This is a genomic window from Mojavia sp., assembly GCF_059505145.1.
This window is the reverse complement of the sequence record NZ_JCACKA010000053.1, coordinates 126,714-140,991: the sequence shown is the minus strand read 5'-3', so window position 1 is coordinate 140,991 and position 14,278 is coordinate 126,714. Positions and strand designations below refer to the sequence as shown.

The window sequence follows — 14,278 nt, the reverse complement described above, 5'->3', positions numbered from 1 at the left end:
TCCGTGCTTGGATGGCTCCTCAAGATCAACCCCACGAACAATTTGTATTCCCTGAAGAAGTGCTACCTCGTGGTAACGCTCTCTAAAGATAGATGGTGATTTAATCCTTTAACATCCATCATTCTCCACTTTTTAGTTATCCCCCGCCTGTGAGTGGGGGATTTTTTATTGTTTATTTAAAATTTTGCTAAATTTGATAAATCTATATGCTATATTCATAGAAGGTTAAAACCCAGAGTAAAAAACTCTGCCTTATTGAAACTAAGACCGCTTAGGCAACAAGGAGGTGATGCCCATGATTGAAAGTAGTAAAACCATGGGTCATCAGGTTGCAGTTAGCCGGCTGTGCGCCGGGGCTGTTCTCTAATAAAGTTAGCCTTAGTAACCTTGAGATACTAAGTTTAGCTCAAGTGGCTAGGCAAGCTCGGAGTTCCTTCCGGCAGTCTGGTTGCAACCTGAAGACCCGCTAGACCGCTCTGATTTAGATCAACCGATCCAAAATCAGAGCGGATAGTTTTTTGTAGGTGTGTAACTTCAGATGAGCATCAAGTCAAAGTTCTGAATAGACCTCAATCAGAAGCAAACAAAATAGATGTAGATTGCCCCAGTAAATGCAATAGGATTTTTGAATATGGCGCAGCTACTTACTGAGACAGAAATTAAAGAACGGGCAAGTTTTCTGTCAGGTTGGACAGTTGAAGGATCTAAATTACAGACTACCCGTACCTTTAAGGATTTTATTCAAGCAATTAAATTTGTAAATCAATTAGTGGAACCTGCTGAGTCGGCAGGACATCATCCAGACATAGAGATTTCTTATAACAAAGTTAGGATTAACTTAACAACACACGATGCTGGTGGTTTAACGCAGAAAGACTTTGATCTTGCAGAGGTAATTTCTCGAATAAACTAAGTGATTTCCCTTGGCAAGTAGCTTAGGGTCTAAAATGGCAAAAAATTATGTAAATGGGAAGTGTAGAATCCACTAAATCCTTCTTTTGTTTGGGTTATACAGACTATGTGTGTGACGGTTAATCAGGCGATCGCTTATATCTTGCCATCTGTCTCAAATGTTTTATAATGTTATGCTATGAAGGTGTGTTTTTGCATAAGTTAATTGCATCAATTTTTAACATCAAGTTAATCAGTTATTAGCTTTGCAAAAACTAAAATTGTATTAGTGGCAACTATGCCTCATCCAATCCCAACAAGATGTAGCATTTTTGAGAATTAGGTGCAACGAACACAATTATCTATACAAGGTGTGAGGAGAAAAAGTAAAAATGTCTAATATTTTGTGGAAATCCCTGGTAGTCAGTCCGGCAGTTTTAGGAGCGACACTGTTAGTTTCGGCAACAGCGATGGCGGCTCCAAATGTTACCGTTGAAGGATTGTCATCTGAACAACAAGCTACTGCTGAATTGGCTCCAAAGCCAGAATTATTGGCTCAAGCAAACCCCACAAGCAATGATGCCAAAGTTTTAGACCAAGTTAACCGCTACAGCAAAGAAGGTAATACTTCTCAAGCTCAAGTAACATCGGTTTCCCAATTTTCCGATGTACAACCCACCGACTGGGCCTTCCAAGCTTTGCAATCATTGGTTGAGCGCTATGGTTGTATTGCTGGTTATCCCAATGGCACTTATCGGGGTAACCGTGCTTTAACCCGTTATGAATTTGCTGCTGGTTTAAATGCCTGTTTGGATCGGGTTAACGAATTGATTGCCACAGCTACAGCTGATTTGGTGACCAAACAAGACTTGGCTACCTTACAGCGCTTGCAAGAAGAGTTTTCCGCAGAACTGGCTACTCTGCGCGGTCGCGTTGACTCCTTAGAAGCACGCACTGCGGAATTGGAAGCCAATCAGTTCTCTACTACCACCAAGCTTGTCGGTGAAGCTATTTTCGCAGTTAGCGACGCTTTTGGCGGTAATACAGGCGATGTTAACAACACCGTCTTCCAAAACAGAGTACGTTTAGGCTTGGAAAGCAGCTTCACTGGTAGAGACGTTTTAACTACCCGTCTGTCTGCTGGTAACGCAACAGCTTTCGATTTTAGAGACCAAAATAATCTGCCGGTCAGTACCGCAGAAGGTACACAAACCTATCAAGTCGGTAGCACGGGTAACAATTCTGTCAGAATTGACCGCTTGACTTATGAAGCTCCTATAGGCCCAGGTCAAGTTTACCTTGCAGCGAGTGGTGGACGTCATAGCCATTATGCTGCTGTCAACAACCCTTACTTCTTCGATAGAACTGACGGCGGTAATGGTGCTTTGACTACCTTCGCTTCTGAAAGTCCTATCTATCGGATTGGGGGTGGATCTGGTATAGCACTCAATATACCTTTTAGCAGCGGTGGCAGTATCTTCAAACCAAGTTCTATCACTCTAGGTTACTTGGCATCAGATGCGAATGCTCCTGGTATTGATACAGGTTTGTTTAACGGTAACTATGCTGCTCTAGGACAGTTAAACTTTGCTGTTGGCGATCGCTTGGCCTTAGCTGCAACCTACGTCCATGGTTATCACTCTCCAGGTAGTTCTTTATTTGATGCCGGTGCTGGTATCACGAACAATAATGGTCTACCTGCGGGTGGTGTAGTTGGTACTCGTCAAGCCAACTTTCTAGGAGACATTACCGGAAATGGTTACAATAGTAATTCCTACGGTATATCAGCGGCATTCAGACCCAGTAACAATTTGTCGATTAGTGGCTTCGTCACTTACCACGATCTCACAAGCCCTGGCGCTGCTAATGATTTTGAAGCATGGAGCTATGGTGCTGGTATAGCCTTACCTGACTTCGGTAAGAGAGGAAACGTATTAGGTATTTTCGGCGGCGCACAACCCTATGCGCTAGGACGTACAGTTCCAGGTGCTACTGGTGGTAATACGCCAATTCAGGTAGAAGGCTTTTACAAGTATCGCGTGTCTGATAATATCTCCGTTACTCCCGGTGTTATTTGGCTGAGATCTCCTGGTCAAAACGACGCTGACGAAAATGCATTTATCGGTACGCTCAGAACAACCTTTACCTTCTAGAAAGTTGTTTTAGCGTTGATAGTAGACCTAAAAATTTGAAAAATTTCGCCCCACTATCAGGTGGGGCTTTCTGTTTTTGGTAGCGGTAACAAACAAACCCCAGTGGAGAACCGGAGTATACTAGATAAAAGATGAAGGATATGGAAAAACTTGATCCTTCATCTTTTATCCTTCATTCTTGATTACTGTCCGTGGAAATATCGTGTAAATCTGAATACGGAATTCTTGCCTTATTAGAGATGGCAACTCATTATCAAAGCGGCGAACCGCAGCAAATTCGACAAATTGCAGCTCAACAAAATATACCTGATCGCTACCTGGAGCAGTTATTAGCAACTTTGAGGCGTGGGGGTATCATCAAGAGCCAACGCGGGGCTAAAGGTGGCTATCTATTGGCACGCGAACCTTGGAAAATCACACTCTACGAAATTGTGGAATGTTTGGAAGGGTTAGATGTACGAACCTGTCAAGAAGACATCAATCTCAGAACTGTAGATAGTTCTGTGATTGAAGAGATTTGGCAGGAAGCTTGTGCAGCGGCTAACTCAGTGTTAAAAAATTACACTTTGCGGGATCTTTGTGAAAAAAGAGATGCCCGACGACAGTTGGATATCATGTACTACATTTAGTAAGTTTTCGGTTTTTCAGTGTCCAATAACAAATAAATAATAGATAAGGATTAATTATGCGAATTGCTCGTAACATTACAGAACTTGTTGGTCATACACCTTTAGTACAACTGAACCGTATCCCTCAAGCAGAAGGTTGTGTTGCTCAGATTGTAGTCAAACTGGAAAGTATGAATCCATCCGCATCAGTTAAAGACCGGATAGGAGTTAGTATGATTAATGCCGCCGAGCAAGAGGGACTAATTACTCCTCAAAAGACTGTATTGGTGGAACCGACTTCTGGGAATACAGGAATTGCTCTAGCGATGGCCGCAGCAGCCAAGGGTTATCGGTTAATTTTGACAATGCCCGAAACGATGAGTGGCGAACGACGGGCAATGTTGCGGGCTTATGGAGCTGAACTGGAATTAACACCAGGAATTGAAGGCATGAGTGGGGCAATTCGACGGGCACAGGAGATAGTTAACAAAACACCATATGCCTATATGTTGCAACAGTTCCGCAATCCAGCGAATGCAAAAGTGCATCAGGAAACCACAGCTGAGGAAATCTGGGAAGATACTGATAGACAGGTAGATATGATTGTGGCAGGTGTCGGCACAGGTGGTACGATCACAGGTGTAGCAGAAGTAATCAAAGCACGCAAACCGAGCTTTCAGGCGATCGCGGTTGAACCAAGTAATAGCCCAGTTTTATCTGGGGGAAGACCAGGGGCACATAAAATTCAGGGAATTGGTGCTGGTTTTATTCCCCAAGTGCTGAAGCTAGAATTAATTGATGAAGTGATTACTGTCACAGATGAAGAAGCGATCGCCTATGGTCGGCGATTAGCAAGAGAAGAAGGGCTATTATCTGGCATTTCCAGTGGAGCAGCGTTATGTGCCGCAATTCGGGTTGCCCAACGTCCAGAAAACGAAGGGCGCTTAATTGTGATGATTCAGCCAAGTTTTGGAGAAAGATATTTAAGTACACCGTTGTTTCAAGACCTGGAGGACAGGGTAGTAGCTAGCATCAGCTAACTATAAATTTGGATTGATGGTCGATTCTAACCACTACGAAACTCTCAAAGTTAGTCCTAAAGCTAGCCAAGCGGAGATTAAGCAAGCCTATCGCCGCTTGGTGAAATTATTTCATCCTGATAGTCATCAGGAAACAGCAGATAAAGAGCAGATTATCCGTATCAATGCCGCTTATGAGGTCTTGGGCGATACTGCAACCCGTTTAAATTATGACCAACAACTACGGGATAACTCGCAAAAATTAAATAGCGATCGACAACAGCGTACAGCATCTGCTCAAAGGCGTTACCGAGCAACGCGGCAAACAGGAAAAGATGCGGATGAACAGGTTGAGGAATGGCTGCGCCTAGTTTATCAACCAGTTAATCGCCTGCTGAGTCGCATTCTCAATTCTTTAGAAGAGCAAATCGATGAACTAGCAGCAGATCCTTTTGATGACGAATTATTGGAAGAATTTCAAGAATATTTAGACACTTGTCGTAATGATCTTAAACAGGCACAAATTACCTTTCGTTCTCTGCCCAATCCACCTAGTTTAGCCAGAGCAGCAGCCCATCTCTACTACAGCCTTAATCAAGTAGGAGACGGACTGGAAGAATTGGCATATTTCCCCTTGAACTACGATGAGCATTATTTGCACACAGGTCAAGAACTATTCCGCATAGCTACGAGATTACATTGGGAAGCCCAAGCATCTGTTACATAGTCTAGAGTCAATGGACAGTAGTTAGTAGTCAATAATATAAAACAACTGACCACTGACCACTGACCAAGAAATTAGTTTATGCTGGAAACAGTGAAAGCTTAAGAAATTTTAAATTTTGCCCCCAGTGTACTCATGCAATGCATTGTTAATCGCCGCGCTCAATTTTCGGCAAGTCATCGCTATTGGTTGCCAGAATTGAGTGAAGCCGAGAACCTTCAGCAATTTGGTGCTTGCTCTAAATTTCCAGGACACGGGCATAACTATGTCTTATTTATTTCCCTGAGTGGGGAATTGGATGAATATGGCATGGTGCTGAACTTGTCTGACGTGAAACACGTAATCAAGCGGGAAGTTACCAGCCAACTCGACTTTTCTTATCTCAATGATGTGTGGGCAGAGTTTGTTGAAACTCTGCCCACTACTGAGAATATTGCACGGGTTATCTGGCAACGGCTAGCACCCCACTTGCCTCTAGTCCGCGTGCAGTTGTTTGAACATCCTGAACTTTGGGCAGATTATATGGGAAACGGAATGGAAGCCTACCTCACTATTAGCACTCACTTTAGCGCCGCCCATCGGCTGGCTCATCCCAACCTGAGTAATGAAGAGAACTCTGAAATTTACGGTAAGTGTGCCCGACCTCATGGACACGGACACAACTATCATCTAGAAGTAACCGTAAAAGGTGAAATTGACCAACGGACAGGCATGATTGTTGATTTAGGCGCTTTGAATCAAGTGATAGAAGATTGTGTGGTGGAACCATTCGATCACACCTTTTTAAACAAAGATATTCCTTACTTTGCCGAAGTTGTGCCTACTGCTGAGAATATCGCACTTTACATTAGTAATTTACTGCGATCGCCTATTCAGGAATTGGGCAGCAAACTTTATAAAGTTAAACTGATCGAAAGCCCGAATAACTCCTGTGAAATCTACTGCACTGAATCTGAATCAAATTCAGTCAATACCAGAGATAGTCAGCCAGTATTAGCAAGAGTTTAGACATCTATAACCGCAGATAGAAAACAAATCCTTGTTTAAATCTGCGGTTTCAATATTTAAAACATTGCCGAGCTAAATATCGCAAATAACGATAAATCAGCCACGCTACAATTGCAAAAATTAGATTTATTAGGAATCGACTCAGTATATACCACAAAGCATTAGGATAAAAAATTTGCGCCCAATTTAATAGGCTGACATTTCTGGCGAGGAGAAACAGCCCAAAAATTGCATTTCCACCCAGCATTAAAGCAAACAGCACTAAACCCCGTTGCCAATAACGATGCTTAGGGATATGACTCGAAATTAAAGTAATGGCGGGTTTGCCCTGCGTTCTTCGCAGTAATTGTTCCAGTCGCCAAAACATCCATAACAGCAACGGAAATAAACCATAGCTGAGGAAAGCTACGGGGAATGAATAACGCCACGCAATAGAAAGGACATTAACTAAGGCATGGCAGAAAACAGAATTTAGCCAAGCCCTAGTAACTAACTTCCTGTCTCGATGTAACCGAAGATTAGAGGCAATAGTTATTCCTAGTGCATAACCCCAAGGGGCAGAAAACATCGCATGGACTGGCGTACCGATGCTTCGCTCAAGAATAGATGCCGTGTTGTAGAAAAAATAAATCCAGTTTTCTTGGGCAGTGAATCCGAGGGCAACGGCTATGGTAAAAAGGAAAACAGTGCTAGAGCGTAATCGATACTTGCGTTTTAGATAGTAGGTTGGAGCAATTACCGCCACTAACTTGCAACCTTCTTCTATAGGCCCTACTTCTACAAGTTGCCGTAGGGCGCTACCAGGGAGCGATCGCCCCAATTGCTGCCAGTTTATAATCGATTTGGCTACAGTTTCAAAAGCTGTTTCCAGACTGAGAGCAACAAAACCAGATACCGCCCCAAGAATAAATAACAACAGCAAATGTAGCAGTGATGGCGGCGGAAAAATCCGGTAATAGTAGTAAAAAAGCAGCAGCAGCGGTGGTATAACTGCCCACAACAGCACAGAGAACTCAGCCACCCACCTGAGCAATCACAGTACGGTGACGGGGACTATTAGCTGTAATTGTGGGAGATTGGAAACCTGCTTCTACTAAGGCTTGTTCAATATCCAAGGTGAAGTACTCATCTAAATACGGTTCAGTGCTTTTGAGCAACGTCAAAACATAAGGCGGCATTTTCTCAAAAGCTTCTGATTTAGGATTCATATCCATAATCCCTAAGTGTCCACCTGGACGCAGCAAACGCCGCGCCTCCGCAAAAATTTGCCGGGTTGCCGACTGGGGCAATTCGTGGCACACCAAGAAAAGCGAGACAAAATCAAAGGAGGCATTTGGTAACCCAGTAGTTTCAGCTGGGGCATGAACCCAATTGATTTGTGCTTGACGTTGCCTAGAACGATATTCGGCAACAGCTAAGAAGTAGGGAGATAAGTCTAACCCTGTGATTTTGGCTTGGGGATAAACAGCTTGCAAGGCAAAGGTACTCATACCCACACTGCATCCCAAGTCTAGGATGTCTTGCGGCTCGTTGGAAATTTGGTTTTTGAGAATCTCATGGTAACTTTGACGCAGTTTGAAATCGCCTTGCGCCTCAGCACCCTGCCAAATTTTAGCGTGGACAGCATAAGCAGCAGGCTCCACTTCAAAAGCCGCTTGCCAGCTTAGGTTTCCAGTTTCGTAAGCGTGAAATGAGGTGAGGTAGTAATCTGGGTACGAAAGCTGAGGATTTTCTACTTGGGCTAAGTCCATTGCCCAATCACGTGCCTGTAATTTTTGTACTTCTTTCGTCCAAGACACGCCCATTTTTTCAGCGCGTTTAATCATCATTTGTCTAGCTTGATGCTTGGCTAAGTTGGCTAAAGGCTTGATTGCCAATACGCCATTTACAAAGCGGGAAGCTAAACCAGGAGCAGTGTTTACAGCAGCAGTCATAGATTAATTTGCGTTCAACGGTCTTTTTTACTTATGACATATTTGCTGGAGGTCGGTCTAGAAGGAGATACCATTGTATAAGTGCATTCTGCCACTATTCAATTAAAAACATTATTTGTATAACGCAGAGGCGCAAAGGCGCAGAGAGTAAGAGTTTAAGAGATGAAAGTTTAACACCGAATTTTAAATTGTATCTGGATCTATATTTAATTCTCGTAGTTTAGTCGCTAATTTCTCTGCTGTTTCTTCTGGGGTTGGTACTACCTTTCCGGCTGTTGTAAAAAATCGTAAGAGTTCCTGATGAATTCCTAAATATAAACCAAGCTGCTGACTCCATAGATGTCCTTGAGTATTTGGTTCTAGTGGTTGGTACTGACCATCAACTAAGTGAAATCCTGCAAATTCTAGTGTGTAGGGGTCAAACCAAAAATAATCAGGGGTGCGAAAGGTATCTTGATAAATCTTTTTCTTTAAATCTTTGTCTATATTCGCTGTTGATTCCGAAAGAATTTCGAGAATTAAGTTAGGATATTTGCCCTCTTCTTCCCACACTACCCAACTTTTGCGGGTTTTGCATTCGGTGTCTAGCACAACAAAAAAATCAGGCCCCCGGAAGCTTTCTGTTTTGAGTTTGTTCAGGCTGTAATAAATAGTAAGATTGCCAGCAGCGTAGAAATCAGTTCTGTCTCGCCATAACCATTCCAGGCATTTGAAAAGCAAAATTATTTGCCGTAGATGCAGTTCAGTTTCCAAGGGAGGCTCATCGCTGTACAAGCCACCTGGAGGAAGAATAACATTTTCTTGGGTGTCTTGGTCAGTGTCTAATTCTTTAGCGAGGGACATGGCTATGACATTGCGATTTATGGGTTTATTTTAGCGCTGTCATAGTGGAGCGATTGCGCGGAGCGCAGCGCCTAAGGCGATCGCTTAATGCCAGCCGATGTATTAATGGGGAATGGACTATCAGTTACATTCCCCAATTTTCCTACTTTGTTTTCGGTTTAAGAGCTAACAACATTTCTACTTGACTGATGGATTTATCAGGACTAGTCGCAGTAATACCTAAACCCCGAATAGATCCCAGAATAGCGCTGGCTTCAGGCGGTAGCGGTTGAGAAGCTGCTGCAAAACGATTCACCAGGGACATTGTTCTGTCCATATCTAAATATAAGTAGCCGCCATTAGGCTTTTGCAAAGAAGCAGTAACGGCTTTAAAGCTATCGCTATTATCAAGAGATTGAGCTTTAGAAGCGGCGATCGCCTCACCAACGGGGCCACCAAGAGCTACAAATAAAGTGTCTTGATCTAGCCAACCATGAGCTAATAAAGCTCCTTGTTGGGGAATTTGCCATTCAGTGACATTTTTACCACCAATATTTCTTTGGGCGACGCTGATTGATTGGGTTTTGACGAGGTTATCTAGTTTGCTCAGAGTGCCTTCTGCTGTTTTGCGATCGCTGGTATCAAATAATAAAGCTCCGCCAAAACCAACACTGGCTAAAACGCCTTGATTAGATGGAATAGCACCAAAGCCAAATTCTCCATCCATCCAGCCTATAACCTCTTTATCTAGATCCAGGTTGACTAATTTAAGTTGCTGGCGAACCTGTCCAACTGCTTGCTTAAATTCTGGATAATCTTTTGACTGTTCTATTAACGCTGACCAACTGCGGCTAATACCCTGTCCGCTAACTAAAGCAAAGGTATCAGCGGGAAATTGCCCTACGATTTTAGCGGGTGTTGTTTGGTACTGAAATTTATTCAATTGCGGATCTATGTTGGCGATCGCTTTTACTCGCACTCCTGCATCATCCACACCAACACCCGCCACCATAGATTTCACCTGCTTCAACTGATTCAGGGTTTGTGGTGGTAACTGGGTTCCTTGGGGATTGGCGGCTGCTAACTGCTGTACCATACCTGCATAATCAGGCACATAAACTTGGGCAAGGGTGTTTTTTACATCTACACCTCTAGCAAGAATGCTACTAGCACCTTCTTTATTGGCAAAGGAAGACTGCCCTTTAAAGGTGTCAATAGCCTGTTCTACAGCTTGTTTTTCTGGAGCCAATACTAATTGACTATTATTTAACACTACGCTGTAGGTTGCTTTACCTTTATCTATGGTTTCTGTAATCTTTTCGCCTTTGTAATCAGATTCTTGGAATTTGATACCTTTTTGTGCCTTCAATTTGTTACCAAAATTTAAGGCGCTGATTTTGTCTTTGATTCCTACAACCAAGAGTACATTAGGTTCCGACTGCGACTTTGCGGGTTGTGTTTTTAATTGTGCAGGTTTAACTGGATTTGGTGGCAGTAAAGCAACCATAACACCACCCACCCAAGGCTTTAAGTCTTGTTCGTAAGAAATATTACTTTCTTTAAAAATATTTTGATTGAAGGTAGCCAGACTTTTTGCTACTAAATTTTGGGCTTCCGGTGTACCAAATTGCTGCAACTTCGTCCAAGCTTGGGGGTCAGTAGTAATATATGTAGCCATTAATGCTGTAGAAGGCACTACTTTAGCGCTGCCTATAGCACCTGAGCTATCTCCAGAAGGGCCGCCTTTAAAATACATATAGGCAGCTAAACTTCCTGTCAGAACTACAGCAGCACCAATAGTAGGAATTAAAAACTTTGATTTACTTTCGGGCATTGTTATGATCCTCTCTTCCTGCAATTGTCACCCAGGGTAGTAAAAACGTCATTGTAGGTTTTCAAAAATATTAATAAGTTTTACTAATTTATCGGTAGCTGATAAAATTAGTATTTCTACACACGAAGACATTGAAATTACTCCTAGATATACTTCAACAGGGTAAGAGACAAATCCGTAAATGGTGTGTTGTTTGTTTCAAAAAAATAGCCTGCTAGACAGTGGCAAGCTATCCTAAAGCTATAGGCATACTTAGGGGTACTTCCAAAAGGCATCTATATCAGGCGCAAGGAACTCTTGTCCTGATGCCATAAGTGCAAGATATAAGCTTACGTTAGGGTAAGTATATGCGGGAGAGAGGGGGAAGATTGATTCCAACCCCAAACCCCAGAGGGGAATTCTTCCAGACGGTGATTTGATTGGGCAAGTCACCCAATCTCATTGTTTGTCTTCACTACATCCAGCCAGACTTATCAGGATTATAAGGTCAGTAAGCATCAATGTCCCATTTTTATTTTGATACAGAGAACAACGGGCACAAATCTTTTGAGTTACCAGGGGCAAAACCACATTACAACCCCGATCGCCCCGGACAGGTAGAGCATATTTTTTTAGACCTCAGCCTCGATATTCCCAACCAAAGTTACACCGGCAATTGTAGTATTCGCCTATTGCCAATCCGCACTGGCATTGACAGTTTGACTTTGGATGCCGTTAACCTGAATATTCAATCTGTGCAGGTGGATGAGGTGGGGCAAAAGTTTGACTATGACGGTGAAAAGCTGACAATCAGACTTTCTAGTCCGACTCAAGTTGGTAAGCGGTTATTGATTGCGATCGCCTACTCAGCAGAAAAACCCCAACGCGGTATTTATTTTATTCAACCAGACAAACACTACCCCAACAAACCCACCCAAGTCTGGACTCAAGGTGAAGATGAAGACTCCCGCTTCTGGTTTCCTTGTTTTGACTATCCCGGACAATTATCTACTTCCGAAATTCGTGTCCGTGTCCCCAAACCTCTAATTGCCATTTCTAATGGCGAACTGATTCATACTGAGGAAGATGGGAAAGACAAAATTTACCATTGGTCACAGCAGCAAATTCATCCTACCTACTTGATGACTCTGGCAGTAGGCGACTTTGCTGAAATTAAAGATGAATGGAACGGTAAACCCGTTACCTACTACGTGGAAAAGGGAAGAGAAGCAGATGCTAAACGTAGCATGGGCAAAACTCCCCGCATGATTGAATTTTTGAGCGAAAAGTATGGTTATTCCTATGCTTTTCCCAAATACGCCCAAGTTTGTGTTGATGATTTCATCTTCGGCGGGATGGAAAACACTTCCACAACATTGTTAACTGATAGATGTTTACTTGATGAACGCGCCGCTTTAGATAACCGCAATACAGAAAGTTTAGTTGTCCACGAACTAGCACACCAATGGTTCGGCGACTTGCTGGTAATTAAACATTGGTCTCATGCTTGGATTAAGGAAGGAATGGCTTCCTATTCAGAAGTAATGTGGTCAGAACATGAATATGGTTTACAAGAGGCGGCATACTATCGGTTATTAGAAGCGCGGAGTTATTTTACCGAAGATAGTGGTCGCTACCGCCGACCGATGGTAACTCATGTTTACCGAGAAGCAATTGAACTTTACGATCGCCACATTTACGAAAAAGGATCTTGTGTTTATCACATGATTCGGGCGGATTTGGGAGAAGAATTGTTTTGGCAAGCAATTCAAACATTTGTCCAAGATAATGCCCACAAAACTGTAGAGACAGTAGACTTGCTAAGGGCGATTGAAAAAGCGACTGGACGTAATCTTACATTCCTATTTGACCAATACGTTTATCGTGGTGGTCATCCTGATTTTAAAGTCGCTTACTCTTGGGATGGCGATGCTAATTTAGCGAAAGTTACAGTAACTCAAACCCAAGCAACCACAGATAAAGATTTATTTGATTTGAGAATACCCATCGGTTTTGGTTATCCTCAACAAGATTCAAATTCTCAACTCAATACTCCCAACTCAGCACTCAAGACTTTTACTGTGCGGGTAAATGAAAAGGAACAAAGTTTCTACTTCCCACTAGCAGAAAAACCTCTGTTTATCAGCTTCGATCTAGGGAATCATTACCTCAAAACTGTGACTTTGGAATATCCAATACCAGAATTAAAAGCACAGTTAGAATTTGATCCCGATCCTCTTTCTCGGATCTATGCAGCTGAAGCCTTAGCAAAAAAGGGTGGGCTGGAAGTAACTAAAGCGCTTTCTGCGGCACTTGTAAATGAGCAATTTTGGGGTGTGCGTGTCGAAGTAGCTAAACAACTAGCAGAAGTCAAATTAGATCAAGCCTTTGATGGGTTAGTCGTTGGTTTGAAAGATAAAAGTGCTTATGTGCGACGCGCTGTAATAGATGCACTTGCTAACATAAAGACTTCCCAAAGCTATAAAGCTGTGAAAGAATTAGTGCAAGATGGCGACCCCAGCTACTATGTAGAATCAGCCGCTTGTCGTGCAATTGGGGCGATCGCCTCGGCTAACTTGGACGAAAAACCCAGGGAAGAAAAGGTACTCAAACTGCTGAAATCTGTCTTAGAAGAAAGGGCTGGTTGGAATGAAGTCCTCCGTAGTGGTGCGATCGCCGGGTTAGCTGAACTCAAAACCTCAGAAGCAGCTTTAAACTTGTTGCTGGAATACACCAAACCCGGTGTACCCCAAGCCTTACGTTTAGCGGCGATCCGCGCTTTAGGCAAAATTTCTGTTGGTCAAAGTCCAGTCAATTTAGAAAGGATTTTGGAAAGATTAGCAGAACTAGCGAAAGAAACCTTCTTCTTCACCCGAATATCAGTAGTGACCGCATTAGGACAAATGGAGACACCAAAAGCCATTGGAATTTTGCGATCGCTAGCCGATCAAACTCCAGATGGGCGTGTACGTCGCTATGCTGATGAAGAAATTACGCGTGTACAAAGTCATATTGGCCCAGAAACTGCGCTGCGGAATTTGCGTGAGGAACTCGACCAACTCAAACAACAAAATCAGGAATTGAGAAGTCGCTTAGAGAATTTAGAGGCTAAATCAAAGAGTACTGCATCATAAGTAAGCAGCGATAATTCTACATTAAACAGGTAGGGGCACAACATTGTTGTGCCCTTATAATTATTTATACCTCACTACATGTTTAAATACGACATAGCGGTATTGATTTCCGTGAAGATTTTGTGTCATTCATTTAAAAATATCATCAATTCCTTTATTTACCTGTGGAATG

General features: G+C 42.8%; 11 protein-coding genes. 7 read left to right on the top strand and 4 right to left on the bottom strand.

What is annotated here, in order from left to right; genetic code table 11:
- Positions 1 to 631 precede the first annotated feature (631 nt).
- From AC5JL8_RS11040 to AC5JL8_RS11015, 6 genes are all read left to right on the top strand, one after another.
- The gene (locus tag AC5JL8_RS11040; protein WP_495879818.1) at positions 632 to 913 is read left to right on the top strand and encodes a 4a-hydroxytetrahydrobiopterin dehydratase; all 282 of its coding nucleotides are present in this window, start codon (positions 632 to 634) and stop codon (positions 911 to 913) included.
- 370 nt (positions 914 to 1,283) lie between these two features.
- Positions 1,284 to 3,044 carry an iron uptake porin gene (locus AC5JL8_RS11035; RefSeq protein WP_495879817.1) on the top strand — a complete coding sequence of 587 codons (1,761 nt, stop codon included), beginning with the start codon at positions 1,284 to 1,286 and terminating at the stop codon, positions 3,042 to 3,044.
- Between the two features lie 191 nt (positions 3,045 to 3,235).
- On the top strand, positions 3,236 to 3,673 hold the full coding sequence (locus tag AC5JL8_RS11030; RefSeq protein WP_495879816.1) for an RrF2 family transcriptional regulator: 438 nt from the start codon (positions 3,236 to 3,238) through the stop codon (positions 3,671 to 3,673).
- A gap of 56 nt (positions 3,674 to 3,729) precedes the next feature.
- Positions 3,730 to 4,692, top strand: coding sequence for a cysteine synthase A (cysK, locus tag AC5JL8_RS11025; RefSeq protein ID WP_495879815.1), 963 nt, complete (start codon positions 3,730 to 3,732; stop codon positions 4,690 to 4,692).
- 16 nt (positions 4,693 to 4,708) lie between these two features.
- A complete protein-coding gene (locus AC5JL8_RS11020; protein WP_495879814.1) occupies positions 4,709 to 5,398 on the top strand; it encodes a J domain-containing protein in 690 nt (229 codons plus the stop codon).
- A gap of 132 nt (positions 5,399 to 5,530) precedes the next feature.
- On the top strand, positions 5,531 to 6,403 hold the full coding sequence (locus tag AC5JL8_RS11015) for a 6-carboxytetrahydropterin synthase (RefSeq protein WP_495879813.1): 873 nt from the start codon (positions 5,531 to 5,533) through the stop codon (positions 6,401 to 6,403).
- A 49-nt stretch (positions 6,404 to 6,452) separates the two neighbouring features.
- On the opposite strand, the gene AC5JL8_RS11010 is transcribed toward AC5JL8_RS11015, so the two are convergent.
- The 4 genes from AC5JL8_RS11010 to AC5JL8_RS10995 all read right to left on the bottom strand — a co-directional run bounded on the left by AC5JL8_RS11010 (position 6,453) and on the right by AC5JL8_RS10995 (position 10,993).
- Positions 6,453 to 7,424: a PrsW family glutamic-type intramembrane protease gene (locus AC5JL8_RS11010; RefSeq protein ID WP_495879812.1), complete on the bottom strand. Its 972-nt coding sequence runs from the start codon at positions 7,422 to 7,424 to the stop codon at positions 6,453 to 6,455.
- Positions 7,417 to 8,337, bottom strand: coding sequence for a class I SAM-dependent methyltransferase (locus AC5JL8_RS11005; RefSeq protein WP_495879811.1), 921 nt, complete (start codon positions 8,335 to 8,337; stop codon positions 7,417 to 7,419). The genes AC5JL8_RS11010 and AC5JL8_RS11005 overlap by 8 nt, the downstream gene beginning before the upstream one ends.
- A gap of 183 nt (positions 8,338 to 8,520) precedes the next feature.
- The gene (locus tag AC5JL8_RS11000; RefSeq protein WP_495879810.1) at positions 8,521 to 9,180 is read right to left on the bottom strand and encodes a Uma2 family endonuclease; all 660 of its coding nucleotides are present in this window, start codon (positions 9,178 to 9,180) and stop codon (positions 8,521 to 8,523) included.
- A 142-nt stretch (positions 9,181 to 9,322) separates the two neighbouring features.
- Positions 9,323 to 10,993: a DUF3352 domain-containing protein gene (locus tag AC5JL8_RS10995; protein ID WP_495879809.1), complete on the bottom strand. Its 1,671-nt coding sequence runs from the start codon at positions 10,991 to 10,993 to the stop codon at positions 9,323 to 9,325.
- Between the two features lie 500 nt (positions 10,994 to 11,493).
- On the opposite strand from AC5JL8_RS10995, the gene AC5JL8_RS10990 reads away from it, so the two are divergent.
- Positions 11,494 to 14,106 (top strand): M1 family aminopeptidase, encoded by a 2,613-nt coding sequence (locus AC5JL8_RS10990; RefSeq protein WP_495879808.1) that lies wholly within the window; start codon positions 11,494 to 11,496, stop codon positions 14,104 to 14,106.
- Positions 14,107 to 14,278 lie beyond the last annotated feature (172 nt).

Coding starts and splice junctions, on each gene's coding strand:
- AC5JL8_RS11040 (WP_495879818.1), top strand. CDS start 632: ATGGCGCAGCTACTTACTGAGACAGAAATTAAAGAACGGGCAAGTTTT.
- AC5JL8_RS11035 (WP_495879817.1), top strand. CDS start 1,284: ATGTCTAATATTTTGTGGAAATCCCTGGTAGTCAGTCCGGCAGTTTTA.
- cysK (WP_495879815.1), top strand. CDS start 3,730: ATGCGAATTGCTCGTAACATTACAGAACTTGTTGGTCATACACCTTTA.
- AC5JL8_RS11020 (WP_495879814.1), top strand. CDS start 4,709: ATGGTCGATTCTAACCACTACGAAACTCTCAAAGTTAGTCCTAAAGCT.
- AC5JL8_RS11015 (WP_495879813.1), top strand. CDS start 5,531: ATGCAATGCATTGTTAATCGCCGCGCTCAATTTTCGGCAAGTCATCGC.
- AC5JL8_RS11005 (WP_495879811.1), bottom strand. CDS start 8,337: ATGACTGCTGCTGTAAACACTGCTCCTGGTTTAGCTTCCCGCTTTGTA.
- AC5JL8_RS11000 (WP_495879810.1), bottom strand. CDS start 9,180: ATGTCCCTCGCTAAAGAATTAGACACTGACCAAGACACCCAAGAAAAT.
- AC5JL8_RS10995 (WP_495879809.1), bottom strand. CDS start 10,993: ATGCCCGAAAGTAAATCAAAGTTTTTAATTCCTACTATTGGTGCTGCT.
- AC5JL8_RS10990 (WP_495879808.1), top strand. CDS start 11,494: ATGTCCCATTTTTATTTTGATACAGAGAACAACGGGCACAAATCTTTT.